We start from the raw sequence: 24,032 nt of genomic DNA, 5'->3' as shown, positions 1-24,032 counted from the left end.
TAAAAAAACGGTCAACCCAGGTTGACCGTTTTTCGTTCCACTTCGCCCCTTAGAACAGCAGGTGCGCCACACCGGCAATCACCGGCAGGGTGACCAGGGTGCGCAGCAGGAAGATGACGAACAGCTCCCACAACTTGACCGGGATCTTGCTGCCCAGCAACAGAGCGCCCACTTCCGACATGTAGATGAGCTGGGTGACCGACATGGCGGCGATCACGAAGCGGGTGATGTCGCTCTCGATAGTGGAGGCCAGCACCGCCGGGATGAACATGTCGGCGAAGCCCACCATGATGGTCTTGGAAGCAGCTTCCGCCTCCGGCAGTTGCAGCAGCTCCAGCAAGGGTACGAAGGGGGCCCCCAGCCAGTTGAACACCGGGGTGTGCTCCGCCAGCATCAGGGCGCAGGTGCCGATGGCCATCACCACCGGCAGCACGCCGAAGATCATGTCCAGCGCATTTTTCACCCCTTCCCGTGCCACTGCCCCCATGTCGGTCATGCCCTCGGCCTTGGTCAGGGCACGATGGTAGCCGTAGCTCAGTACGCTGTGCTGATGGGGGATGGCCTCCTGCTTGCGGCACAGGGGAGTACCGTCGCTGTAGACATCCTTCTTCCAGGAGAGCGGCGGCAGGCGCGGCACCACGATGGCGGCCACCACACCGGCCAGGCAGACGGTCAGGTAGAAGGGGACGAACATGTGCTCCAGCTTCACCTGGGAGATCACCACCAGACAGAAGGTGATGGAGACGGCGGAGAAGGTGGTACCGATGACGGCCGCTTCCCGCTGGGTATAGAACTTGCCCTCATACTGCTTGCTGGTCAGCAGGATCCCGACGCTGCCATCACCGAGCCAGGAGGCGAAGCAGTCCACCGCAGAACGACCCGGCAGACGGAACACCGGACGCATGATGCGGGTCATCATGGTACCGACAAACTCCAGCAGACCGAAATCCAGCAGCAAGGGCAGCAGCAGGCCCGCAAAGATGAAGACGGAGAACAGTACCGGCAACAGATCATGCAGCACCAGGCCGCCGGTCGCCCCTGAGCGCAGCATCTCGGGACCGGCTTCAAAGAAGGTCAACAGCACGAAGACCCCGCCCAGCACCCGCACGCACGCCCAGAAGGGGGAGACGTTGAACAGGCTGTTGAGGAAGGGGCGTTTTACCAGGATCGCCGGTTTGAACAGCCAGGCGATCAGGGTCATCAGCATGGTGGTGGTGATGATGGCGCTGACCATGGCCACCAGATGATCGGCAAACACCGTTTGAACCAGCTTCGCCAGCACGGCGACGGGAATGGTGACATTGCCGTCATAGATGACCGGGGTCATGAACAGCAGGATCCCGATCAGTGACGGGATCAAAAACATCAGCACGTTGCGGCGAGTACGGATTGCCGGTGCTTCCAGGGTCTTTTCCAACATATAAACAGCCTTAAATGTGACTTTTCCTTCAGCCGGGCCGCCTGCATACTCATGCCCTCGCCCGGAAAACGGGCGCAAGAATAACCCAAAAAACTGCACAAACAAGCCGTTAATTGATCATTTCAAGCATAAATATTTTATCAGGCGAACCATCCATAAGAACAAACCAAAACAGTCATGCATATCGATTCAATTTGAATGGTTAGCATAATGTTTCACACAGGTTACATTCAGGTGCGCAGTATAATCCGCAGCCACTGCCAGGCAATAAGAGACATGAAAAATATATCTATAGGGTGATCCCGTCGATCCTCCCATAAAAAAAACCGGAGCCTGTCTGGCTCCGGTCTTGTCACGAACATGATGCTCAATCGCGAACGTAAATGACTTCGACGCCGTCGTCGTCCTCATCGTCCCAGTCGTCATCGTCCAGGCCATCATCGAAGGCCTTGGACGCCGCCAGGGCATCGGCTTCCGCCTTGGCAAGCTGGTTCTTGTGGTAGTCGTCCCACTTGAACTCCACCTTCTCGATGGCGTCTCTGGCATCCTCCGCCAGCTGACGAGGCATGGTGTCCAGCAGATCCAGGATGTCGTAGCACACCTTCTTGGTGCCTTCCTTGCTGATGGCGGTAATGGCGTAGACCGGACCTTCGTGGTTGAGGGCTGCCTTGACTCTGTCCATCACTTCCTGAGCCTCTTCTTCCAGGATCAGGTCCATCTTGTTGAACACCAGCCAGCGCGGCTTGCCCGCCAGCTCGGGACTGTATTTTTCCAGCTCCCGGACGATGGTCACGGCGTTCTCGGCAGGATCGGAGCCATCCACCGGGCAGATATCCACCAGGTGGATCAGGACGCGGCAACGCTCCAGGTGCTTGAGGAAGCGGATCCCCAGGCCTGCACCCTCGGCAGCCCCTTCGATGAGGCCGGGAATGTCTGCAATGACGAAGGAGCGGGAGTTCTCACCGCGTACCACACCCAGGTTCGGTACCAGGGTGGTGAAGGGGTAGTCTGCCACTTTCGGACGGGCCGCAGAAACGGCGCGAATGAAGGTGGACTTGCCTGCGTTGGGCAGACCCAGCATGCCGACATCCGCCAGCAGCAGCAGCTCCAGCCTCAGGGTACGCACTTCACCCGGGGTGCCGTTGCTCTTCTGGCGCGGCGCCCGGTTGACCGAGCTCTTGAAGCGGGTGTTGCCAAGGCCGTGGAAGCCGCCCTTGGCAACCAGCAGCTTCTGATCGTGACTGGTCAAATCCCCCAGCAGTTCGCCGGTGTCTTCATCGGTGGCACGGGTTCCCACCGGCACGCGCAGGATCTTGTCCTTGCCGCGACGACCGGTACAGTTGGCACTCTGGCCGTTCTCGCCACGCTCGGCGGCGTGGAAGCGCTCGAAACGGTAGTCGATCAGGGTGTTCAGGTTTTCATCGGCCACCAGATACACGTCGCCACCATCACCGCCGTCACCGCCGTCCGGGCCGCCGTTCGGGATGTACTTCTCTCGGCGAAAGCTCACACAACCGTTACCACCGTCACCGGCATCGACTCGAATCTGGACTTCATCAACAAACTTCATAGGTAACCGTCACCTTAATTCGAAAAACCGATACGCAATTATAGTGATACGGGCCCCTTCGGGCGAGGCGCATCTGGCCGATGAGGGCTGTCAGCGCCGGCTCATCCGCGTGCCGTTTTTTCGTCAAACTCATCAGAAAAACAAAAGCCCCGCCAGGTTGGCGGGGCTTCGGATCCTTGCGGTCCGTAATTACTCAGCAACGATGCTGACGTACTTACGATTCTGCGGACCTTTAACTTCGAACTGCACTTTACCGTTCGCGGTAGCGAACAGAGTGTGGTCCTTGCCCAGACCAACGTTCTCACCAGCGTGGAACTTGGTGCCGCGCTGACGAACGATGATGCTGCCAGCCAGAACTGTTTCGCCGCCGAAACGCTTCACGCCCAGGCGTTTAGCTTCAGAATCGCGACCGTTGCGGGATGAACCGCCAGCTTTTTTGTGTGCCATCTATCGGACTCCTCTAATTAAGCGCTGATGCCAGTGATTTTGACTTCAGTGAACCACTGACGGTGGCCCGCTTGCTTACGGTGGTGCTTACGACGACGGAACTTGACGATAGTCACTTTCTCGCCACGGCCGTGAGCCACAACTTCAGCCACAACCTTGCCACCTTCAACGAAAGGAGCACCTACTTTGAAAGTGTCGCCTGCAGCAACCATCAGCACTTCGTTGAAGTCGATGGTAGCGCCAGTCTCAACGTTCAGCTTTTCCAGACGAACGATTTGACCTTCGGCCACACGGTGTTGTTTTCCGCCGCTTTGGAATACCGCGTACATTTGATTAACTCCGTAAAGGCGTGTCATTTGCTCAAGGCCAGACACGCACAAAAACCTATAACAATGGGCGGGCATTCTACGCAGAACGATTTGCCGAGGCAAGGCCAATTTAGCAAAAAGTTTATTTTGTGCGCATATCTGCCCCCGTGAATAAACGCCTAACTGTAACCCATTGTGAAATCGTGTAGAATCCCCGCCATTGCTAAAAACGCAGTAAATGCTGCCGTCACGTTACGAGACTTATGGACCAACAGACTATCCGTGCGCTCTGTGCCGCCGACATGACGGCGGTCAATGAACTGATCCTGGCGAGACTCCAGTCCGATGTCAGCCTGATCAACCAGCTGGGTTTCTATATTGTCAGTGCAGGCGGAAAACGGATGCGCCCCATGCTGACCGTGATGGCCGCACGCGCACTGGGCTATGAGGGTGAAGATCACCTGAAACTGGCCGCCATCATCGAATTCATTCACACCTCCACCCTGCTGCACGACGACGTGGTCGACGAATCCGACCTGCGCCGCGGCCGGGAAACCGCCAACGCCCTGTTTGGCAACGCCGCCAGCGTCCTGGTGGGTGACTACCTCTACAGCCGCTCCTTCCAGATGATGAGCGAACTCTCCAACCTGAAGGTGATGGAGATCCTCTCCGATGCCACCAATACCATCGCCGAAGGCGAAGTGCTGCAGCTGATGAACTGCAACGATCCGGATACCACGGAAGAGAGCTACATGACGGTCATCTACTGCAAGACCGCCAAGCTGTTTGAAGCCGCGACCCGACTCGCCGCCGTGCTGACCCATCAGCCCGAGCCCGTCGAGCAGGCCATGACCGACTACGGCAAGTACCTGGGTACCGCGTTCCAGATCATCGACGACGTGATGGACTACTGCTCCCAGAGCGAGGAGATGGGCAAGAACGTGGGTGACGATCTGGCCGAAGGCAAGCCGACCCTGCCGCTGTTGCGCGCCATGGAAGTGGGTACCCCGGAAGAGCGTCAACTGGTGCGCGATGCCATCGAGCACCGCAACGGTATGGATCACCTGGAGCGTATTCTGGGCATCCTGGATCGCACCGGAGCTCTCGAATACTCCCGCCAGCGGGCTCGGGAAGAGGCTGACAAGGCCATCGCCGCCCTCGCCATCTTGCCGGACTCCCGGCACAAGCAAGCGCTGGAGACCCTGGCCCACATGGCGGTGCAGCGCAGCGCCTGATGCCAGCCGGCGGACAATAAAAAAGAGGCCAGAGGGCCTCTTTTTTATTGTCCGAATTCCCCGTGCCACTGTCGTATCAACACAGATTCTAACGGGCCAACGCCCACAAGATGACACCACCTGCCACCACCAGACAGCCGCCGATGCGGCGCAGCTGTTCCGGCTGCAACTCCCCGAGCAGGCGCAGCATCTGCTGCCATGCCCTGGGAGCAAGCAAGGGCCCCAATCCTTCGAAGAGCAGCAGCAACCCCAGCCCCATCAACATGGATGTCAGCATCACCTCTCCTTGTCCCTGTTCCCCTGCCGGTCTGTGGCCGGCAAACAAAAGGGCCTGAATCATCAGGCCCTTGGGTCATATCAACACATGTTTACTGCTTGTTGCCGTGCGGCGACTTGAGGTAGCGGAAGAACTCGCTGTCCGGTTTCAGGACCATGAGGTCGTTCCCACCGGCGAAGCTCTTGCGATAGGCCTCCATGCTGCGCACGAAACTGAAGAACTCGGGGTCCTTCTTGTAGCTGTCGGCATAGATCCTGGCGGCTTCGGCATCCCCTTCACCACGCAGTTGACGGGCATTACTCTCGGCGTCGGCGATCATGACGGTCACCTTGCGGTCGATGTCTGCACGCAGGATCTCGGCCTGCTCGCGGCCCTGTGAACGGTGTTCACGGGCTACCGCAGTCCGCTCGGCACGCATCCGCTGATAGATGGAGCTGGAAACTTCCACCGGCAGGTTGATCTGCTTGATGCGCACATCCACCACCTTGATGCCGAGCTCGGAGGAGCGCGCCATCTTCATCAGGGCATCTTCCATCACGGTACTGCGCTCGCCGGAGACGATGTCCTTGATGGTGCGGTTACCGATCTCGGAACGCAGGCCGTTGTTGATCTTGCGCTTGAGCAGGTCTTCAGCCTGGATCTTGTTGCCACCACCGGTCGCCAGGTAGTACTTGGAGAAGTCCTCGATCTTCCACTTCACGTAGGAGTCGATGATGAGATCCTTCTTCTCGGACGTAACGAAGCGATCCGCCTGGCCTTCCAGGGTCTGGATGCGGGCATCCATCTTGCGTACCTGGTCGATGAGCGGCACCTTGAAGTGCAGGCCCGGCTCGTACAGGCGCGGTTCACCGGAGTCGACCCGTTTCACCTTGCCAAACTGCACCACGATCCCCTTCTGTCCTTCATCGACGATGAAGATGGAAGAGAAGCAGACCATGGCGGCCACAGCGATGACACCAATAGCTAGCTTTTTCATCTATCAGTTTCTCCCTGTGCTGAAACGATCACCGCCACGCAGCGGGGTCGGAGTGGAGTTGGCCCCTTCGTTGGACGGCTGGGCCGCCTCGACTGCCGGGGTGCCCGCAGGACGTGCCGGTTGCACGGCATTCGCCTTGCCAGAGAGCTTGTCGAGCGGCAGGTAGATCATGCTGTTGTTGCCAGCCGGCATGTCGACCACCACCTTGTTGGCCTGCTGATAGAGCTCTTCCATGGTTTCCAGGTAGATACGATCACGGGTCAGCTCGGGCGCGGCCTGATACTGGGGCAGCAGCTCGTTGAAGCGAGCGACTTCACCCTTGGCCTTCAACACGATCTGGGACTTGTAGGCTTCGGCCTCCTGCTCCAGACGTTTGACCTGGCCACGAGCCTTGGGCTCCACTTCACGGGCATAGGCTTCCGCTTCACGGATGAAACGCTGCTCATCTTCCTGGGCGGAGATGGCGTCATCAAACGCATCCTTCACCTCTTCCGGCGGACGCGCCGGCAGGAAGTTGACGTCCACGATCTGCAGACCCATCTGATAAGGCTCGATGATGCTGTCGATCACCTGCCAGGTTTCCTGACGCACCTTCTCACGACCCGTGGTCAGCACATCGTCCATCCGGGTGTGACCCACCACGTAGCGCAGGGCGCTGTCCGTGGCCTGGCTCAGGCTCTCGTCTGCATTGGTCACGCTGAACAGGTACTGCTCGGGATCGACCACGCGATACTGCACGTCCATCTCGACCCGCACCACGTTCTCATCCTGGGTCAGCATGAAACCGGACGCCGGCAGGGAACGGACAGACTCCACGTCCACCGGGATCACCCGGTCGATGAAGGTCGGTTTCCAGCGCAGGCCGGGATCCACGTTGTGGGAGTATTCGCCAAAGCGCAGCACCACGCCCCGCTCGGCTTCGCGAATGGTGTAGAAGCCGCTGACGACCCATACCACCACGGCCACCACCAGCGCGATGGAGAGGCCGAACTTGCCGACGTCACCACCACCGGATTTGCCACCACCGAGCAGACCGCCAAAACGACGGCTCACCTTGCGAAGCATCTCGTCCAGATCAGGGGGGCCCTGATTCTTGCCGTTGTTCCCCCAGGGGTCACGGTCTTTGCCATTGTTACCAGGCTCATTCCAAGCCATCAGCGTCTCCATTAATACATGCGGATGGATATCATCTCTATCGGGCCACAGAGGGGCGATGAAATCAGCAAACCAGTTATGTTCATCGACCCATCAATGCCTGATAAAGCGTTGTAAACTCTCACCTTCTTGTTTCATGAGGCGGTTCCAGTCAGCCAGTTGCAGGCGAACTTCCAGCACAAAGTCCCCCTCCTCGCTGAAACCTTCCTGCTCGATACCTTTCAGCCGATAGAGCGCACTGCGCAGTCTGGCGGCGGAAGGGGGCAGTTGCAGGGTGTGATGCACCATGGAGCCGGCCAGCAGTTCGGTCAGTGCCTGGAACAGGTATTCACTGCCCTCGCCAGTCTGGGCCGACAACCAGACTCGCACCGGTCGTCCAGCCTCATCCCGTTCAAGACCAGCCGGACGATCCCCCAGCTTGTCGATCTTGTTGCAGATCATCAGTTGGGGACGGTCATCCGCCTCGATCTCGGCCAGCACACGCTGGACCGACTCGATATTCTCCTGCATCTGTTCATCGGCGCAGTCCACCACGTGCAGCAGCAGGTCCGCTTCGCGAGTCTCCTGCAGGGTCGCCTTGAAGGCCGCGACCAGATCATGGGGCAAGTGCCGAATAAATCCAACTGTATCCGCCAGGATCACATCACCCACATCCTGGATCACCAATTTGCGCAGGGTGGGGTCCAGGGTTGCGAACAATTGGTCGGCAGCATACACGCTGGCATCTGTAAGTTGGTTGAACAAAGTGGATTTTCCGGCGTTGGTATACCCCACCAGAGAAACGGTCGGCACTTCGTTGCGGTTGCGGGCACGGCGCCCCTGCTCCCGCTGCTTGGCCACCTTGTCGAGGCGGCCCAAAATGGCCTTGATGCGCTCACGCAGCAGGCGTCGGTCGGTTTCAAGCTGGGTTTCACCCGGGCCGCGCAGACCGATCCCCCCCTTTTGTCGCTCAAGGTGGGTCCAGCCTCGCACCAGACGAGTGGAAAGATGGCGCAACTGGGCCAGTTCGACCTGCAACTTGCCTTCGTGAGTGCGGGCGCGCTGGGCGAAGATATCGAGGATAAGGCCTGTCCTGTCCACGACCCGGCACTGGAACAGACGCTCCAGGTTGCGCTCCTGGGCGGGGGTCAGGGCATGGTTGAAGATGACCACATCGGCGTCCAGCATCTGGACCTGGGACGCGATCTCTTCCGCCTTGCCGCTGCCGACAAAAAATTTGGCGCTGGGTGCGCTGCGACTGGTGGTGATCACCCCCAGTGCATTGACCCCGGCCGAGCTCACCAGCATCTTGAGCTCGTCCAGATCCTCCCGCTCGCCCTCATCGCTGAAGTTGACATGTACCAGAACGGCCTGTTCACCAGCTTCGTAACGGTCAAACAAGCGCTTGCTCCTTGACAGGTATCATGATGGATCTGAGTTGGCGAGTGGACTCGCCGCAGGATATCACGCCTCGGCTTCACCCTGCTCTTCACCGGCGGCGCCCGGGGCGTGCTGGTGATGGTTGACGGCACGGGCCGGCACCACGGTGGAAATGGCGTGCTTGTAGACCATCTGGCTCACGGTGTTCTTCAGCAGAATGACAAACTGGTCAAACGATTCGATCTGACCCTGCAGTTTGATGCCGTTCACCAAATAGATAGAAACAGGAATACGCTCACGGCGCAGCGCATTCAAAAACGGGTCTTGGAGAGATTGCCCCTTAGCCATCTTTCTTTTCCTTATAGTTTGTTGTTTTTAAACACCGGATATTCAATATAACAACCTGATTATACAGGAGTGTCAAGCCGGACCAGCTTGGGCGACGACCCTGGCCAGATTGCCAGACTCACCAGATTCCAACCAGGTCACATCAGGCCAACCGCGCAACCAGGTCATCTGACGCTTGGCCAACTGGCGGGTGGCAACAATGCCGCGATAACGCATCTCACCATACTCCACTTCCCCCGCCAGGTAGTCCCACATTTGGCGGTATCCCACGCAGCGAATGGAGGGAAGATCCGGGGTGAGATCCCCCCGCTCGTAAAGCGCCCTGACCTCCTGCTCGAAGCCGCTGCCCAGCATCTTGTCAAACCGCTGTTCGATGCGCTGGTGCAGCACGGCCCGATCCCTCGGCGCGATGGCAAACTGCAGCGCCCGGTAGGGCAGCCCCTCTCCCTGTACCTGGGTCAGCTCGGTGAGGGTCTTGCCGCTGATGCGGTAAACCTCGAGCGCCCGGCACAGGCGCTGGGGATCGTTGGGGTGGATGCGGGCACCGGCCACCGGGTCGATGCGCACCAGTTCGTCATGGAGCGCCTGCCAGCCGAGGCGGGCAGCCTCTTCCTCGATGCCGGCCCGCACGGCGGGATCGGCGGAAGGCAGCGGAGAAAGCCCCTCCAGCAGCGCCTTGAAATAGAGCATGGTGCCGCCCACCAGCAGCGGAATGCGACCACGGTCGGCGATCTCTTTCATCTCCCGCAGGGCATCCTTGCAAAAATCCGCCGCCGAATAGCTCATGGCGGGATCCAGGATGTCGATGAGCCGGTGCGGGGCCTGCGCCAGCTCGGCTGGCGTCGGCTTGGCGGTACCTATGTCCATGCCGCGATAGATGAGCGCGGAGTCCACGCTGATGATGTCGCAGGGCAGGGCCTGGCACAGTTCAATGGCGAGATCCGTCTTGCCGGAGGCCGTCGGCCCCATCAGAAAAATTGCAGTCGGCAAGTCAGCCACGTTAAACACTCCCTTCGGCCGCCCCTTCACGGGCGAGCCGGCATAAAACTGGTCATATGGATGCAACAGACGACGAGACGCCGTCAGTTGCCATCGGCAAACTCGGCCAGCACGTTCGCCAGCGGCAACGGGCGCACCATGCGAACGTCTGCCAGTTGGTCACTGAAATCGGCAACAAGTTCCGTCAACAACCGGGTGGCAGTGGCAAAATCGTATATTTTTTCGGCACTTATGCCTTGTTCCACCAACCACTGGCATAGTACCCCAGCCTGCGCGTCGGCATCACTGTCAGATCCGCTCTCGACCAGCTGCAACAATTCGGGTAAGAGGCGGGCCAGATCGGTCTGGCGCAGCAGGGCAGGCACCCGAGTCAGGATCATGGTGTCGCGTCCCCCGCTTTTCAACTCCAGCCCCATGCGTTTGAGCAGGCGTTCCCGCTCCTCCACCATGGCGACCAGGTTTTTCGGCAGCTTGAAGGAGACCGGCAGCAACAGAGGCTGGGCCGCCAGCCCCTGGCCCCAGGCATCCAGCAGCCAGTGGCGCAACAACAGACGCTCGGCGCGCACCAGGGAGAGCAGCGCCAGCTGCCCCTGACGCTCCATCAGCAGATAGGCTTGCTCGACCAGGCTCAGGGCACGCCACTCCCCCGTTCGGGCTGGCGTCTCGACGGCACCGCTCTCGGCTACGGGCCGGGATTCTGGCATCGCCACCTCGGGCAGGGTGGTGAGCAAGGCACCCATGCCTCGCATCGCGGCCCGGCTCGGGGGCTCGGGAGGCTGGTAGTGTCCTCCCCTGCCACCACCGCCTTCCCGCACGCCGTCGCCATCTCGCGCAGGGGCAGGAGCCCGATAGCCGTGTTCGGCACCGTACCACTCGGTGCGCGGCGCCTGACCCGGATAGGTGATCTCCGGGCTGCCCGGCAGCTCGACCTGGGTCTCGGCCAGGGGGGCATCGGTGGCGCTCCCTGCCCCGTCCTGGCGCAGGGCGGTAAACAGCGCCTGGAAGATGAAATCGTGGATGAGACGCGCCTGATGGAAACGCACTTCGTGCTTGGCCGGATGGACGTTGACGTCCACCTGGCGGGGATCCAGCTCGATATAAAGCACATAGGCCGCGAAGCGGTCGGCGGGCAGCAGCTCGTCATAGGCCTGGCGAATGGCGTGATTGATGAGCTTGTCCCGCATCATGCGGCCATTGACATAGGTGTATTGCAGGTCGTTCTGCGGCCTGGCTCCTGCCGGGGTGGCCAGCCAGCCCCACAACCGCACGTCGCTGTGTTCGCTCGATACCGCCAGGGCATGGTGCATGAAGGGGGAGCCGCAGACGGCGGCGAGGCGGCGCTCCTGCTCCGCCACCGTGTTGGCCGCCTTGTACTGGCGCACCACCTTGCCGTTGTGGCGCAGGATCAGGGTGACGTCGAAGCGGGAGAGCGCGATGCGGCGCACCAGTTCGTCGATGTGGGCAAATTCGGTCTTTTCGCTGCGCATGAACTTGCGCCGCGCCGGGGTGTTGAAGAAGAGATCCACCACCTCCACCGTGGTGCCCACCGGGTGGGCTGCCGGCTTGACGGTGACGCTCATCTCACGCCCTTCCGCCTGGGCCTGCCAGGCCTCGCTCTGCTCTGCCGTACGGGAGGTGAAGGTGAGGCGGGAGACGGAGCTGATGGAGGCGAGCGCCTCCCCGCGAAAGCCCAGGCTGTTGATCCCTTCCAGATCGTCCAGGGTCGCCACCTTGGAGGTGGCGTGGCGCGACAGCGCCAGCACCAGCTCATCCCTGGCGACACCGCAGCCGTTGTCACGAATGCGGATAAGCTTGGCGCCTCCCTTGTCGATGTCGATCTCGACCCGGTCAGCCCCCGCATCCAGGCTGTTTTCCACCAGTTCCTTCACCACGGAGGAGGGCCGCTCCACGACCTCACCGGCAGCAATCTGGTTGGCCAGAATCGGCGGCAATATACGGATTGGCATCGCTTGCTCCTGCAGATGAAAAAGGGGAAGAGGTGGACCTGGCGCCATCAACGCTCACCGCCCCTCCCTGCCATCGGCAGAGAAGGGCGGCGTTCTTCAGCCCGCGCTATTTTCGCGGAATATAGAGCACCTGCCCTATCTGGATGTCCCGTGACTTGAGCTTGTTGATCTCCACCAGTCGCGCCTGACTCACCCCATGTTTCTCGGCGAGACGGGAGAGACTCTGGCCGCGGGTGACCACGTGGCGGATCATGTTGGACTTGTCGTTGCTCTGCACGCTGGCTACCGGCGCACTCGGCTCCTGGGCTGCGACCTTGTAAGGTTTGATCACGCCGGCACCGGAGGCGCTGCCGACGCTGCTGACCGGGGCGCCGCCCTCACCAACGCGATAGGGCTCGCTCGCCGGCATCCGGTTGGTCACGACCTGCTGCGTTGGCTGGGCAACCGGCTTGCTGACGGCGAGCGGCTTGCTGGCAGGCGCCTGACGCGGCGGGGCGGCAACCTGGCCCTTGCCGGTGAGCATGGGCCCCTTGGTCGGATGGCTGCGGTAATAGTTGCGGATCCCCTCGAAGATGGCCCGGGCCAGCTGATCCTGATAGCTGGCGGTGGCCAGCAGCTTCTCCTCGGCGTGGTTCGAGATAAAGCCCGTCTCCACCAGTACCGAGGGGATGTCCGGCGCCTTCAGCACCGCCAGACTCGCATGTTCCGGCGCCTTCTTGTGCAATCTGGCCACCCGGCCGAGCGAGCGCAGGATCTGGCGGCTGACGTCATAGCCTTCGGCCCTGGACTTGTCCATGGAGAGATCCAGGAAGGTCTGCGCCAGATAGGGGTTGGGATCAGACTCGGCCAATACCTTGCCAACGCCCCCCAGCAGCTCACCCTGCTTCTCCTGCTTCTCGAGCCAGCTACCCATCTCGCGGTTGGCGCGGTTGGTCGACAACACCCAGACGGAGGCGCCGCGAGGAGTCGAGTTGTGGAAGCTGTCGGCATGCACCGACACCAGCAGGTCAGCCTTGGCCTTGCGGGCAATCTCGGAGCGCTTGTTGAGATCGACGAAGTAGTCGCCACGGCGGGTCAGCACGGCTCGCATGCCGGGCTCCCGGTCGATGAGGGCCGCCAGCTTCTGGGAGACCGCCAGGGTCACCCGTTTCTCGTAGGTGCGGCGCGGGCCGATGGAGCCCGGGTCTTCCCCGCCGTGACCAGGATCGATGGCGATGACGATGGCCTTGCCGTGCCCCCCGACGGGAGCGGGCTGCGCCGCAGCGCTCCCCTTCTCTTCATAGGGAAGATCGATCACCAGACGGTGGCCATAGGGGCCTGCCGGCGCCAGCGGGAAGACCACCGGCTTGATGGCAGAGCCGAGATCCAGCACCAGTCGCAGGCCCCCCTTCTCCAGCGGCGTGCTCTCGCGGATCTTGCGCACCAGCTCGCTCTTGTTCTCGATGCGGGCCAGGTTGGTGGCGTTGCTCGCCCCTTTCAGGTCGATGACCAGACGGTTCGGACCGGTCAGGGTGAAGTAGTTGAAATTGGGGGCGCTGCTCATGTCGAGCACCACCCGGGTGTTGTCCGGTGATGGCCACACCCGCACACTCTTGAGCTGATTGGCCCAGGTGGGCAATGCCATCAGGGAGAGAACAAAAACAAGGATCACGCGCACTGAGATGACAACCGTTCCAGAATGGCTTCGCCGATAGCAGTGCGGGCATCAATCTGCACCTCGCGCTGCTCGTTTGCATAACTCAGGGTGATCTCGAGATCCGGGGCTGGCAGCCAGCCGTCGCCCTTCTCTGGCCACTCCACCAGGCAGAGGGTATCGGCGGCGAAATAGTCGCGAATGCCCATGAACTCCAGCTCTTCCGGGTCCGCCAGTCGATAGAGATCGAAGTGATAGACCTGCCACTGGGCAAGCTCATAGGGTTCCACCAGGGTATAGGTCGGACTCTTGACCTTGCCCTCATGACCCAGTCCCTGCACCCAGCCTCGGGTCAGGGTGGTTTTGCCGGCCCCGAGGGCACCGTGCAGAAATACCGTGGTGGCCTGTTGGCACGCCTTTGCCAGACGGCCACCCAGCGCCACTGTTGCTGCCTCGTCCGGCAGTGTCATCATCAAGGTTTTTGCCATGTTCTTCTTGTTACTTGTTACTGTGTCGGATTGACCAGACGACGGATCCAGGGCAGCAGATCCGATGCCAGCATGCCCCTCTCACCCTCGGCAGCGGCCAGATCGGCGGCCTCTGCGTGGATCACGGCCCCGAGTCGGGTGGCCATGCCCGCAGACCAGCCCTGAGCCAGAAGGGCGGCGATTATACCAGACAAGAGGTCACCCATGCCGCCACTGGCCATGCCGGGGTTGCCCTCGTCGCACAGGGAAATGCGCCTGCCGTCGCAGATGAGCGACCCCGCCCCCTTGAGCAACACCACACCACCGTAGCGCTGTTGCAGTCGCGAGACGGCCGCAAACCTGTCTCCCTCGACCTCGGCGATGGAGCAACCCAGCAGGCGAGCCGCCTCCCCGGGGTGGGGCGTGAGCACCCAATTATCCTGATGACGGGGGGCCTGCGCCAGCCAATTCAATCCATCGGCGTCCAATACCAGTGGCACGGCGGCTCCGATGCCCTGTTCGAACCGGGCCCGGCCCCACCCATCCTGACCGAGCCCGGGCCCCAGTACCTGCACCGATGCCCACCCTTCATCCATGTCCGCCGGGCATCCCATCAGCTCGGGTTGAACCAAGCTGGCCGCCGGGCAATCAGGGTGCTGGCGCAGGCGTACCAATCCCGCCCCCGCCCGCAGACAGGCCTGACCCGCCAGCAGGAGGGCTCCCTGCATGCCGAGGTTCCCCCCCGTCAGCAGTACCTTGCCGCTGTGTCCCTTGTGAGCCGAGCGCCTGCGCGGGGTCAGCAACCCCTTGAGGCTGGGATAATCGATCCGCTCGGCAGCGGGAACCCGTTCCTCCCCCGGCGTCACTCCCAGAGGATCCCGGTCGAGGTGGCCGACTCCGTCTACCCCGTCGGCGGTGAGCATGCCCTGCTTGATGCCGATGAAGGTGAGGGTGCGGGTGGCACGCACCAGTGCGCCCATGGCGCGGCCGGTGTCGGCATTGAGACCGGAGGGGAGATCCACCGCCAGCACGGGCGCGTTCAAGCCATTGATTGTTGCGACGATCTTTGTCATTGACGAGGAGAGGGGAAGCTGGACGCCGGTACCGAGCAGTGCGTCTATGACCAGATCCGGCGGCGGCAGCGTGGCGGGCAGCAGATCCTCGGCCATGGTCACGCTCCCCCCCGATGCGAGCCACTCTTCGGCAGCCCGCCTGGCATCTCCCCTCAGCAGGCCGGGAGCCCGGGCGGCAATCACCAAAGGCTCGAGGCCGATGCGCCGGGCAAGGCGGGCCAGCACGTAGCCATCCCCACCGTTGTTGCCAGGGCCGACGAAGATCCACCACTGGCGGCTGTCGGGCCAGTGGTGACAGGCATAGTTGCACAGCGCACTCCCGGCCCGCTCCATCAGCACATAGAGGGGCAACCCCTCCTGCTCGGCCCAGCGCAGTTCCATGCTGCGGATCTGCTCGGCCCGCCACAGGGGTTGTGCTAGACTCTCCCACTCATTTTTGCGGATAGCGTCCCCGAACACCTCTACCATGACGGCCCCCACGTTTCATCATCCCATGACCTGGCAACTGGCACGCCATATTGCCGCCCTGCGCCTGCCACACTCCTGCAGGCAGAGGGAGGATGCTGCATGACGGCTGCCGAACTTGCGCAACTGGCCCACGATATCAAGCTCTGGGCAAGGGAGCTAGGATTTGACCAGGTCGGCATCGCCGACACCGACCTCACTCTGGAAGAGCCAAGGTTGCAGGCCTGGCTGGATGCCGGTTATCACGGGACCATGGACTACATGGCGCGCCACGGCATGATGAGGGCCCGCCCCCACGAGCTGTTGCCGGGCACCTTGCGGGTCATCTCGGTGCGGATGAACTACCTCCCGTTCGAGGCGGGCTTTGCCGCCACCCTGCGCGATCCCACCCTCGGCTACATCAGCCGCTATGCCCTCGGCCGCGACTACCACAAGGTGCTGCGCAACCGGCTCAAACAGTTGGGGGAGCGCATCGAGCTGCGGTGCGACACCCTGTTGCAGGCGGCGGGACAAACCCTGGGCGAGTGGCGCCCCTTCGTCGACTCGGCCCCTATTCTGGAAAGGCCGCTAGCGGCCAAGGCGGGCCTTGGCTGGGTGGGCAAGCACTCGCTGCTGATCAACGAGTCCGCCGGCTCCTTCTTCTTTCTGGGAGAATTGCTCATCGCCCTGCCGCTGCCCGTGGATACCCCGGTGGAGAAGGAGCTGTGTGGCAAGTGCGTGGCCTGCATCAATATCTGCCCCACCGGTGCCATCATCGCCCCCTATGTGGTAGACGGACGGCGCTGCATCTCCTATCTCACCATCGAGAACGACGGCCCCATTCCCGAGGAGTTCAGGCCGCTCATGGGCAATCGCATCTATGGCTGTGACGACTGCCAGCTCATCTGCCCCTGGAACCGCTATGCCGATGCCAGCCCCGAACCCGATTTCAGTCCCCGTCCCGACCTGCATCGCCCTCCCCTGCTGGTGCTGTGGCGCTGGAGCGAAGCCGAATTTCTCAAGCACACGGAAGGCAGCCCCATCCGCCGCATCGGCTATCAGCGCTGGCGTCGCAACCTAGCGGTGGCCCTTGGCAACGGACCGGCCAGCAGCGAGGTCCTGGCCGCCCTGCAACAGGCGCTGCCTGAGGCGGCGTCCATGGTGGCCGAGCATATCGAGTGGGCGCTGGCGACCCTGGCCAGGCGTCAGCAGGAAGAGAATAAAAAGACGCGATTGCTGATCCGCTGCATCGAAAAAGGTCTGCCGGATCACGCATAAGTGATCTGGCACTTGCCGGATCGCAGCCATTTTTTCATGCTCTGCCGACCATTGAACATCGGCACAATAAAAGGAAGATTCTGATGCAGATGCTGGGAGTAGATATTGGGGGGTCCGGGATCAAGGGCTGCCTGGTCGACACCGAAACCGGGGAGCTGATTGGCGAACGCCACCGCATCGCCACACCGCAACCGGCAACCCCGGCCGCCGTGGCACACACCCTCAAGGCGCTGGTCGAACACTTCCAATGGAAGGGTCCCGTGGGGTGCGGTTTTCCCGCCACCATCCACAACGGCATCGCCAAGAATGCCTCCAACATCGACAAGAGCTGGATTGAGACCGATGCCGCCCACCTGTTTGCCGATGTGACCGGCCTGCCCTGCCATGTCCTGAACGACGCCGATGCGGCCGGTCTGGCGGAGATGCGCTTTGGCACCGGGCAGGATCGCCAGGGGGTCATCATTCTCATCACCGTCGGCACCGGCATCGGTACCGCCGTCTTCGTCAATGGCCAGTTGCTGCCCAATACCGAACTGGGTCACCTGATGCTGGAAGGCATGGTGGCCGAACACTATTGCTCCGATGCGGTGCGCAAGCGCGAGGATCTTTCCTGGGGCCGCTGGGGCAAACGTTTCAACAAATACCTGGCTCGCCTGGAGTTTCTGTTCTCCCCCGACCTCTTCATCCTGGGGGGCGGCAGCGCCGCCAAGCTCGACAAGTTCATCGACAAGATTGAGACCCGGGCTCCCCTGGTGGCGGCCGCGAACCTCAACCAGGCCGGCATCATAGGCGCCGCCCTCTATGGCGCGGCCCGGCAAGGGGGCTGACCGCCAGCAACATCAGAAGACCCGGCCCGTGCCGGGTCTCTCCCATCCGGGCTCAGAGATCGTCGAGGCGATGAGCACCGTGTACCAGACGGGTCAGGCGGGATTGGGCCATGGAGGCCAGGGCTTTCAGCAGCGCCGCCGTATCGGGCGTGGGGCACTCCCGGGCCAGGCGTTCCAGCTCGCCGATGAGCCTCTCCTCCTGGCGTGACACCAGGGCCACTATCTCCGCGGGCTGGGTTGTTGCGGGCAGCGCCAGACGATCCCCCTCGGCCAGCAGATCCTCGCCAAACCCCTGATCCAGCCAGGTCTCCTTCACCGCGCTTCCCATCTGCTCGCGATAATCGTGCAGATGAGCCGCCGCGGCATCCTCCCGCCCTTGCAGATAGGCCAGCAACATCCTGCTGCGCTCAGCATCCACCCGGGGGATCTGGCGCCCGTAAATGCGCCCTTGCCGATGATGAAGCTCCTCGAGATAGAGCATCAGGTCCTTGATCTGTTGGAATCGCATCTCGCCTCCCTCCTAGCATCCACCTGCAGCCAGTATAGGGAGCTGGCATGTCGACACGGCCACGAACTGGTCATTTATTGTTCTGCATCAAGGAGATGGAAAAGAAAGCAGAAAAAGAGACAGCAGGAGGAAAGGGAAACCGGCAGCGATGCTGCCCGGACAACCGGGCACCTTGCCCGAAGGGAGGCATCAAATCGACGACATAAAAGATATTTACCAGCTTATATTCGGACTAAAGTCACCAAATCGGAATCTAATATTGATGCTGGTGGTGATACCTCCACACCATAGTCAAATGGCGGGAATCCTTATCCATTTTTTAGACGTCTAGACGTAAAAACATGCGTTGACACAGCCATCCGGACATCTTAGCATCATCCTCCATGATGACAGAGCTACCCAGTGAAACCTCTGCCCAATTTACCCGCCTGTAGCGCCCTGTGCTTTAAGGCTGTTAGCACGGAAGAATCCATGATTAAGTTGATCGGTCTCAACAAAGTCTACGGTAAAGGCAGTGATGCCGTGCACGCCCTGCGTGACGTGAGCCTGCATGTGCCCCAAGGCAAGATCTTCGGGGTGATCGGTGCCTCCGGTGCCGGCAAGAGTACCCTCATCCGCTGCGTCAATCTGCTGGAGCGCCCCACCGAGGGGCAGGTCATCGTCGATGGCCAGGACCTGGTCGCCCTCAGCGAGCGGGATCTGACTCAGGCTCGCCGCCAGATCGGCATGATCTTCCAGCACTTCAACCTGCTGGCCTCTCGCACCGTCTCCGCCAACATCGCCTTCCCGCTGGAGCTGGCGGGCTGGAGCAAGGACAAGATCCAGAGCCGGGTCAGCGAACTGCTGGCCCTGGTCGGGCTGGAAGCCCGTGCCCACGCCTATCCGTCCGAGCTCTCCGGCGGCCAGAAGCAGCGCGTCGCCATCGCCCGTGCCCTGGCACCGGCTCCCAAGGTTCTGCTGTGTGACGAGGCCACCTCGGCCCTCGACCCGCAGACAACCCGCTCGATCCTGACCCTGCTCAAGGAGATCAACGTCAAGCTGGGGCTCACCATACTGCTCATCACCCACGAAATGGACGTGGTGAAGGGGATCTGCGACGAAGTGGCCATCATCAGCGACGGCCGTCTCATCGAGCAGGGGGAAGTGGCCTGGTTCTTCAGCAATGCCAAGACCCAGCTGGCCCGGGATTTCATCCACTCCACCATCCACCTGGAAGTGCCCCAGGAGTATCAGGATCGGATGAGTAGCGACCGGGTGCCCGGCAGCTATCCCCTGGTGAAGCTCGGCTTTACCGGGACCACGGTGGATTCGCCGCTGATTTCCGAGGCGAGCCGCCGTTTCAACATCGACATCAGCATCCTGAGCGCAGACATCGAATACGCCGGTGGCGTCAAGTTCGGCTTCCTGCTGGCGGAACTGTTCGGGGACGAGGCCCAGTGCGAGGCCACCCAACAGTTCCTCATCGACAACCACATTCAGCTGGAGGTAATGGGTTATGTCCGAAGCAATGATTAATCTGCTGATTTCGGCTCTGGGCGACACCCTCATCATGGTGTTTGCCTCCGCCCTGTTCGGCTGCCTGCTCGGCCTGCCGCTCGGCGTGGCGCTGCACGTGACCAAGGCGGGCCAGATCCTGGCCAATCCGCTGCTCAACAAGGTCCTGGGCGTCATCGTCAACGTCGGTCGCTCGGTGCCCTTCATCATTCTGCTGGTCGCCATCATTCCGTTGACCCGCTTCATCGTCGGCACCAGCATCGGCACCATCGCCGCCATCGTGCCGCTGACCGTGGGCTGCATTCCCTTCATCGCCCGCCTGGTGGAAGGGGCCCTGATGGAGGTGCCTGACGGTCTGCTGGAAGCGGCCAAGGCCATGGGGGCCAAGCCCCTGCAAATCATCGCCAAGGTGCTGCTGCCCGAGGCCCTGCCGGGGATCCTCAACAGCGTCATCATCACCCTCGTCACCCTGGTGAACTACTCCGCCATGGCAGGTGCCATCGGAGGCGGTGGTCTCGGTGATGTGGGTATTCGCTACGGCTACCAGCGTTTCGATCCCACCGTCATGCTGGTCACCGTGGTCATTCTGGTGGTGCTGGTTCAACTCATCCAGAGCGCGGGTGAGCGCCTGGTCAAACAATGTGATCATCGTTAATCGTCGATTTCTGACAGGAGGTTTTTATGAAATTGGGCATCAAATCCGCAGCAGCTGCGCTGCTGGCAACCCTGGTACTGGTCGGCTGCGGCCAGAAGGAAGAGAACAAGACCCTGAAGGTGGGCGCCATCGCCGGTCCCGAGACCGAGCTGGTTGAGACCGCGGCCAAGGTTGCCAAGGAAAAATACGGCCTGACCGTCGAAGTGGTCACCTTCTCCGACTACGTCACCCCGAACGTGGCCCTGAACGACGGCAGCGTCGACGTCAACGCCTTCCAGCACAAACCCTACCTGGATGCCCAGATCCGTGATCGCGGCTTCAAGCTGGTGCCGGTCGGCAACACCTTCGTCTACCCGATCGCCGGTTACTCCAAGAAGGTCAAGGCCCTGTCCGAGCTGAAAGACGGTGCCCAGATAGCGGTGCCGAACGATCCGACCAACCTGGGTCGTTCCCTGATCCTGCTGGAGAAGCAGGGCCTGCTGAAGCTGAAAGAGGGTGCCGGTCTAGAAGCGACCGTACTGGACATCGCCAGCAACCCGCGCAACTTCAAGATCGTCGAGCTGGAAGCCGCACAACTGCCGCGCTCCCTGGAAGACGTGGACTTGGCCATCATCAACAACACCTTCGCCGGTCAGATTGGTCTGACCCCGACCGAGAACGGCCTGTTTGTCGAAGACAAGGAGTCCCCCTACGTCAACCTGATCGTTGCTCGCGAGAACAACAAGGACGACGAGAAGGTCAAGGAGTTCGTCCAGTCCTTCCAGACCGACGAGGTCTTCAAGAAGGGGACCGAGCTGTTCAAGGGCGGTCTGGTGAAAGGTTGGTAATCACTCACTCTGGAAAAAAGGCCACGTCAAGCGTGGCCTTTTTTTTTACCCCCGTTATGATAGCCGCAAGCACGGCAACACGAAAAACAGAACAACAATGAAGAAATGGTATCTGGCCTACTGCAAACCCAAGGAAGAGGCCCGCGCCCGCGCCCATCTGGCAGCCCAGGGCGTTGAATCCTATTACCCCATGGTCGAGATTGAAAAACTGCGGCGAGGCAAGCGCGTGCCCCAGCGCGAGCCCATGTTCCCCAACTACCTCTTCATCTACGTGGATCTGGAAGAGGTCACCCCGGTCACCCTGAAATCGACCCGGGGCATCAGTCGCATCATCCACTTCGGCAAGGAGTGGACCCCCGTCAGCAGCCAGCTGATCTACCGGCTCATGAGCCGGGACGACAGCGACGAGGCGCGCGCCAGCTATGCCCGTCTGCCGACCCAGGGAGACAAGGTACTTATCGAATCCGGCCCCCTCGCCGGGTTTGAAGCCATCTATCTGGAGCCGGATGGCGAAAAGCGGGCCATCCTGCTGGTCAACCTGCTCAACCAGGAGACCTGCAGCAGCTTCGAAAACCAGGCCTTCCGCCGCCTGGAGTGACCCGTCCTGTCGGCAGAAAGAGCCACAGGGCAGTACACAAGACACCATCCCCCTGCTTCCGAACGGTCAGGACCACACCTGCGTCGTGCATCCTTCCACCACCAGGTTGTCGGGCCGAAAAAAACGGGGCAGACCCAGAGGTCTGCCCCGTTTTTCTCTCCCTTGCGTCAGGCATCCAGTTCGAAGCGGCTGATGGCCGATGTCAGTCTCCCCGTCTCCCGGGTCAGGCGGGCGGCGATCTGCTCCCCCTGCTGGCCATGCTCGCTGGACTGATGGCTGAGCCCGGCAATCTCCTCCACCGTGCCCGCCACCTCCTGCGCCGCCCTTGACTGCTGCTCGGTGGCGGTGGCGATGGCGGCAAGCTGGCCGCTGAGATCCTGCACCAGCGTCGCCATCGACTCCAGGGTCTCGGTCACCGAGGCCACGGCGCTACGCCCCTGCTCCACCAGCAGGGTGCCGCTGCCCACGGTATCCGCGGTCTCCCGGGTCTGCTGCTGGATGCTGGCAATGGTCTGGTTGATCTCCATGGTCGATGCGCTGGTGCGGCTGGCCAACTGCCTCACTTCATCGGCCACCACGGCAAATCCCCGTCCCTGCTCACCGGCCCGCGCCGCCTCGATGGCCGCATTGAGTGCCAGCAGGTTGGTCTGCTCGGCGATGGTGGCTATCACTTCGGTGACCCTCCCCACTTGCTCGCTCTGGCTGCTGAGCTGCGTCATCGCCTGGTTTGCCTGGGTAATCATGGCACCAATCTGCGCCATGGTGGTCCCCATACGGGCGAGGGCCTGCTCCCCCTCCCTTGCCTGTTGCTCGGTCTGGCGAGCCGCTCCCGCCGCGTCCGCAATGTTGCCCGCCACATCCCGGGTACTGACCGACATCTGCTCGATGGCGGCTGCCACCGCATCGAGCCGCTGATTCTGGCTTGCCAGATCATCCACGATGGCATTGGTGGTCTGGCCCACCTCGCGGCCAGCCCCTTCCACCTGACCGACCGCCCCCTGGATCTCCCCCACCAGCTCGCGCAACTGTGCCGACATCCGGTTGATGGAGCCCGTGAGCCCTCCCAGCTCATCCTGACGAAGCACGGGCAAGGGGGTGACGGGGAGGCGGCCATCGGCCACCAGGCCCGCCCGTTTCACCAGGCTGGCGATGTCCCGGGTCAGGCGCCGGCTGAACAGCAGGGCCACCAGGGTGCCCAGCAGGATGACGCTGGTGGTGGCCAGCAGCAGGGTGCGGTGAATGGCCTGACTGGCGGCCGCCATCTCCCCTGCCATCTTGTCCACCTCGGCACGGGTATGGGTCACCTGGGTCGCCAGCTGATCCGCCAGCCGGGTCAGGGCGGGCTCTATCTCGGTGGCCATCAGGTGGTTGGCCCTGTCCCAGTCCGGGGCCTGGCGCTTCTCGATCACCTGGCCGACCAGCTCGGCAAAGGGGGCTGACATCTCTTCAAAGAGCGTCCAGAGCCCCTTTTGTGCCTCGGTGAAGTTGGCCTCCTGCTGTTTCAGCTCGGCCACCCGCTGCTGGTGGAACTGGTAGTAGTCCCGGTACTTGTCCAGGTACTCCTTCTCCCCCGAGATGAGGAAATCCCGCAGGGCGGAGAGCGCATTGCCCAGGCTGTTGTAGGCATCCCCCACCTGCTTGAGCAGCAGGCGCCTGTCACCGGGCAACGTCGCTTGGGGCGTCGCCACCTCTTCATTGGCAAAAGACTGCAACTGATCGAGGGCCGACTCCGCCAGGGGGCCGGCCTCCAGCAGCATCAGGGTGTGGGCGGGCAGGTTCTCTTCGGTGTGAGCCAGGGCCCACACCTGTGACTGTGCCCCCTTGAAATCCTTGAGTGCCCGGGTCAGGTCGGGAGTGAAACGCTGGCGCTCGATGGCGTGCCAGGCCTCTTCCCACTCCTGCTTGATGCGATCACCCTGTGCCGGATCCTTGCCGAGGATGAGATAGGCCCGCAGGGAGGAGACGGTGGCAATCAGGGCTTTCTGGCTCGCCTCGTCCCGCTGCAGGGCGGGCAGGGCCTGAGCCAGCAAGGCATCTTGCGAGCCTTCGATCCGGCCGAGCTGATGATAGACAAGGGCGGAGGAGAGAATGATGAGCAGGTTGATAAAACAGAAGCTCAACAACAACTTGCTTGATATTTTCATGGCCATCCTTGGAATTCGTCGGG

The 24,032-nt window shown here is 61.6% G+C and carries 23 protein-coding genes; 7 read left to right on the top strand and 16 right to left on the bottom strand.

Going from position 1 to position 24,032, the window contains the following annotated elements; all coding sequences use genetic code 11:
- Positions 1-49 precede the first annotated feature (49 nt).
- The 4 genes from ACVDHI_RS15305 to rplU form a co-directional block, all read right to left on the bottom strand.
- Complete coding sequence (locus ACVDHI_RS15305) at positions 50-1,420, bottom strand: YjiH family protein (RefSeq protein WP_447212243.1); 1,371 nt, start codon at positions 1,418-1,420, stop codon at positions 50-52.
- A 367-nt stretch (positions 1,421-1,787) separates the two neighbouring features.
- Positions 1,788-2,990, bottom strand: a complete 1,203-nt coding sequence (cgtA, locus tag ACVDHI_RS15300) for an Obg family GTPase CgtA (protein ID WP_010673200.1) — start codon at positions 2,988-2,990, stop codon at positions 1,788-1,790.
- 189 nt (positions 2,991-3,179) lie between these two features.
- On the bottom strand, positions 3,180-3,437 hold the full coding sequence (gene rpmA, locus ACVDHI_RS15295) for a 50S ribosomal protein L27 (RefSeq protein ID WP_010673199.1): 258 nt from the start codon (positions 3,435-3,437) through the stop codon (positions 3,180-3,182).
- A gap of 17 nt (positions 3,438-3,454) precedes the next feature.
- Positions 3,455-3,766, bottom strand: a complete 312-nt coding sequence (rplU, locus tag ACVDHI_RS15290) for a 50S ribosomal protein L21 (RefSeq protein ID WP_005304210.1) — start codon at positions 3,764-3,766, stop codon at positions 3,455-3,457.
- Positions 3,767-4,008: 242 nt separating this feature from the next.
- Here rplU and ispB point away from each other — a divergent pair, with 242 nt between their 5' ends.
- On the top strand, positions 4,009-4,980 hold the full coding sequence (gene ispB, locus ACVDHI_RS15285; protein WP_010673198.1) for an octaprenyl diphosphate synthase: 972 nt from the start codon (positions 4,009-4,011) through the stop codon (positions 4,978-4,980).
- An 88-nt stretch (positions 4,981-5,068) separates the two neighbouring features.
- Here ispB and ACVDHI_RS15280 read toward each other — a convergent pair whose 3' ends face one another.
- The 10 genes from ACVDHI_RS15280 to ACVDHI_RS15235 all read right to left on the bottom strand — a co-directional run bounded on the left by ACVDHI_RS15280 (position 5,069) and on the right by ACVDHI_RS15235 (position 15,702).
- Entirely contained in the window at positions 5,069-5,257 is a 189-nt protein-coding gene (locus ACVDHI_RS15280) for a DUF2065 family protein (protein WP_324058900.1), read from the bottom strand.
- A 91-nt stretch (positions 5,258-5,348) separates the two neighbouring features.
- Positions 5,349-6,233, bottom strand: a complete 885-nt coding sequence (gene hflC / locus ACVDHI_RS15275; RefSeq protein WP_010673196.1) for a protease modulator HflC — start codon at positions 6,231-6,233, stop codon at positions 5,349-5,351.
- 3 nt (positions 6,234-6,236) lie between these two features.
- A complete protein-coding gene (gene hflK, locus ACVDHI_RS15270; RefSeq protein ID WP_010673195.1) occupies positions 6,237-7,388 on the bottom strand; it encodes an FtsH protease activity modulator HflK in 1,152 nt (383 codons plus the stop codon).
- Between the two features lie 93 nt (positions 7,389-7,481).
- Complete coding sequence (gene hflX, locus ACVDHI_RS15265) at positions 7,482-8,768, bottom strand: ribosome rescue GTPase HflX (protein WP_447212242.1); 1,287 nt, start codon at positions 8,766-8,768, stop codon at positions 7,482-7,484.
- 63 nt (positions 8,769-8,831) lie between these two features.
- Entirely contained in the window at positions 8,832-9,095 is a 264-nt protein-coding gene (gene hfq / locus ACVDHI_RS15260) for an RNA chaperone Hfq (RefSeq protein ID WP_011704864.1), read from the bottom strand.
- A gap of 72 nt (positions 9,096-9,167) precedes the next feature.
- Complete coding sequence (gene miaA, locus ACVDHI_RS15255; protein ID WP_447212241.1) at positions 9,168-10,085, bottom strand: tRNA (adenosine(37)-N6)-dimethylallyltransferase MiaA; 918 nt, start codon at positions 10,083-10,085, stop codon at positions 9,168-9,170.
- Positions 10,086-10,177: 92 nt separating this feature from the next.
- Complete coding sequence (gene mutL / locus ACVDHI_RS15250) at positions 10,178-12,061, bottom strand: DNA mismatch repair endonuclease MutL (protein ID WP_408813319.1); 1,884 nt, start codon at positions 12,059-12,061, stop codon at positions 10,178-10,180.
- Positions 12,062-12,167: 106 nt separating this feature from the next.
- Positions 12,168-13,718: an N-acetylmuramoyl-L-alanine amidase gene (locus tag ACVDHI_RS15245; protein WP_447212240.1), complete on the bottom strand. Its 1,551-nt coding sequence runs from the start codon at positions 13,716-13,718 to the stop codon at positions 12,168-12,170.
- Positions 13,709-14,182 carry a tRNA (adenosine(37)-N6)-threonylcarbamoyltransferase complex ATPase subunit type 1 TsaE gene (tsaE, locus tag ACVDHI_RS15240; protein WP_029313846.1) on the bottom strand — a complete coding sequence of 158 codons (474 nt, stop codon included), beginning with the start codon at positions 14,180-14,182 and terminating at the stop codon, positions 13,709-13,711. Before tsaE ends, ACVDHI_RS15245 begins: the two co-directional genes overlap by 10 nt.
- A gap of 17 nt (positions 14,183-14,199) precedes the next feature.
- Positions 14,200-15,702, bottom strand: coding sequence for an NAD(P)H-hydrate dehydratase (locus ACVDHI_RS15235; RefSeq protein WP_439838251.1), 1,503 nt, complete (start codon positions 15,700-15,702; stop codon positions 14,200-14,202).
- A gap of 99 nt (positions 15,703-15,801) precedes the next feature.
- Here ACVDHI_RS15235 and queG point away from each other — a divergent pair, with 99 nt between their 5' ends.
- Positions 15,802-16,956, top strand: a complete 1,155-nt coding sequence (gene queG / locus ACVDHI_RS15230; RefSeq protein WP_447212239.1) for a tRNA epoxyqueuosine(34) reductase QueG — start codon at positions 15,802-15,804, stop codon at positions 16,954-16,956.
- Positions 16,957-17,039: 83 nt separating this feature from the next.
- Positions 17,040-17,783 carry a polyphosphate--glucose phosphotransferase gene (ppgK, locus tag ACVDHI_RS15225; RefSeq protein ID WP_010673187.1) on the top strand — a complete coding sequence of 248 codons (744 nt, stop codon included), beginning with the start codon at positions 17,040-17,042 and terminating at the stop codon, positions 17,781-17,783.
- A gap of 52 nt (positions 17,784-17,835) precedes the next feature.
- Here ppgK and ACVDHI_RS15220 read toward each other — a convergent pair whose 3' ends face one another.
- Positions 17,836-18,291 carry a hypothetical protein gene (locus ACVDHI_RS15220; protein WP_039040959.1) on the bottom strand — a complete coding sequence of 152 codons (456 nt, stop codon included), beginning with the start codon at positions 18,289-18,291 and terminating at the stop codon, positions 17,836-17,838.
- Positions 18,292-18,762: 471 nt separating this feature from the next.
- Here ACVDHI_RS15220 and metN point away from each other — a divergent pair, with 471 nt between their 5' ends.
- The 4 genes from metN to rfaH all read left to right on the top strand — a co-directional run bounded on the left by metN (position 18,763) and on the right by rfaH (position 21,865).
- On the top strand, positions 18,763-19,806 hold the full coding sequence (gene metN, locus ACVDHI_RS15215) for a methionine ABC transporter ATP-binding protein MetN (protein ID WP_039040957.1): 1,044 nt from the start codon (positions 18,763-18,765) through the stop codon (positions 19,804-19,806).
- Complete coding sequence (locus tag ACVDHI_RS15210) at positions 19,787-20,440, top strand: methionine ABC transporter permease (protein ID WP_029313844.1); 654 nt, start codon at positions 19,787-19,789, stop codon at positions 20,438-20,440. Before metN ends, ACVDHI_RS15210 begins: the two co-directional genes overlap by 20 nt.
- A gap of 26 nt (positions 20,441-20,466) precedes the next feature.
- The gene (gene metQ, locus ACVDHI_RS15205; protein WP_010673183.1) at positions 20,467-21,267 is read left to right on the top strand and encodes a methionine ABC transporter substrate-binding lipoprotein MetQ; all 801 of its coding nucleotides are present in this window, start codon (positions 20,467-20,469) and stop codon (positions 21,265-21,267) included.
- A gap of 97 nt (positions 21,268-21,364) precedes the next feature.
- Positions 21,365-21,865 carry a transcription/translation regulatory transformer protein RfaH gene (gene rfaH, locus ACVDHI_RS15200; protein ID WP_010673182.1) on the top strand — a complete coding sequence of 167 codons (501 nt, stop codon included), beginning with the start codon at positions 21,365-21,367 and terminating at the stop codon, positions 21,863-21,865.
- Between the two features lie 167 nt (positions 21,866-22,032).
- Here rfaH and ACVDHI_RS15195 read toward each other — a convergent pair whose 3' ends face one another.
- A complete protein-coding gene (locus ACVDHI_RS15195; protein WP_447212238.1) occupies positions 22,033-24,009 on the bottom strand; it encodes a methyl-accepting chemotaxis protein in 1,977 nt (658 codons plus the stop codon).
- Between the last annotated feature and the right edge of the window lie 23 nt (positions 24,010-24,032).

Source organism: Aeromonas sp. 25-248, assembly GCF_053005425.1.
The sequence above is the reverse complement of the archived record's forward strand: the minus strand, read 5'-3'. Positions and strand labels throughout refer to the sequence as shown.

What these genes read in the sequence shown, in the direction of transcription:
- ACVDHI_RS15305 (WP_447212243.1), bottom strand. Translation starts at nt 1,420, where the DNA reads ATGTTGGAAAAGACCCTGGAAGCACCGGCAATCCGTACTCGCCGCAAC.
- cgtA (WP_010673200.1), bottom strand. Translation starts at nt 2,990, where the DNA reads ATGAAGTTTGTTGATGAAGTCCAGATTCGAGTCGATGCCGGTGACGGT.
- rpmA (WP_010673199.1), bottom strand. Translation starts at nt 3,437, where the DNA reads ATGGCACACAAAAAAGCTGGCGGTTCATCCCGCAACGGTCGCGATTCT.
- rplU (WP_005304210.1), bottom strand. Translation starts at nt 3,766, where the DNA reads ATGTACGCGGTATTCCAAAGCGGCGGAAAACAACACCGTGTGGCCGAA.
- ispB (WP_010673198.1), top strand. Translation starts at nt 4,009, where the DNA reads ATGGACCAACAGACTATCCGTGCGCTCTGTGCCGCCGACATGACGGCG.
- ACVDHI_RS15280 (WP_324058900.1), bottom strand. Translation starts at nt 5,257, where the DNA reads ATGCTGACATCCATGTTGATGGGGCTGGGGTTGCTGCTGCTCTTCGAA.
- hflC (WP_010673196.1), bottom strand. Translation starts at nt 6,233, where the DNA reads ATGAAAAAGCTAGCTATTGGTGTCATCGCTGTGGCCGCCATGGTCTGC.
- hflK (WP_010673195.1), bottom strand. Translation starts at nt 7,388, where the DNA reads ATGGCTTGGAATGAGCCTGGTAACAATGGCAAAGACCGTGACCCCTGG.
- hfq (WP_011704864.1), bottom strand. Translation starts at nt 9,095, where the DNA reads ATGGCTAAGGGGCAATCTCTCCAAGACCCGTTTTTGAATGCGCTGCGC.
- mutL (WP_408813319.1), bottom strand. Translation starts at nt 12,061, where the DNA reads ATGCCAATCCGTATATTGCCGCCGATTCTGGCCAACCAGATTGCTGCC.
- tsaE (WP_029313846.1), bottom strand. Translation starts at nt 14,182, where the DNA reads ATGGCAAAAACCTTGATGATGACACTGCCGGACGAGGCAGCAACAGTG.
- ACVDHI_RS15235 (WP_439838251.1), bottom strand. Translation starts at nt 15,702, where the DNA reads ATGGTAGAGGTGTTCGGGGACGCTATCCGCAAAAATGAGTGGGAGAGT.
- queG (WP_447212239.1), top strand. Translation starts at nt 15,802, where the DNA reads ATGACGGCTGCCGAACTTGCGCAACTGGCCCACGATATCAAGCTCTGG.
- ppgK (WP_010673187.1), top strand. Translation starts at nt 17,040, where the DNA reads ATGCAGATGCTGGGAGTAGATATTGGGGGGTCCGGGATCAAGGGCTGC.
- ACVDHI_RS15220 (WP_039040959.1), bottom strand. Translation starts at nt 18,291, where the DNA reads ATGCGATTCCAACAGATCAAGGACCTGATGCTCTATCTCGAGGAGCTT.
- metN (WP_039040957.1), top strand. Translation starts at nt 18,763, where the DNA reads ATGATTAAGTTGATCGGTCTCAACAAAGTCTACGGTAAAGGCAGTGAT.
- ACVDHI_RS15210 (WP_029313844.1), top strand. Translation starts at nt 19,787, where the DNA reads ATGTCCGAAGCAATGATTAATCTGCTGATTTCGGCTCTGGGCGACACC.
- metQ (WP_010673183.1), top strand. Translation starts at nt 20,467, where the DNA reads ATGAAATTGGGCATCAAATCCGCAGCAGCTGCGCTGCTGGCAACCCTG.
- rfaH (WP_010673182.1), top strand. Translation starts at nt 21,365, where the DNA reads ATGAAGAAATGGTATCTGGCCTACTGCAAACCCAAGGAAGAGGCCCGC.
- ACVDHI_RS15195 (WP_447212238.1), bottom strand. Translation starts at nt 24,009, where the DNA reads ATGAAAATATCAAGCAAGTTGTTGTTGAGCTTCTGTTTTATCAACCTG.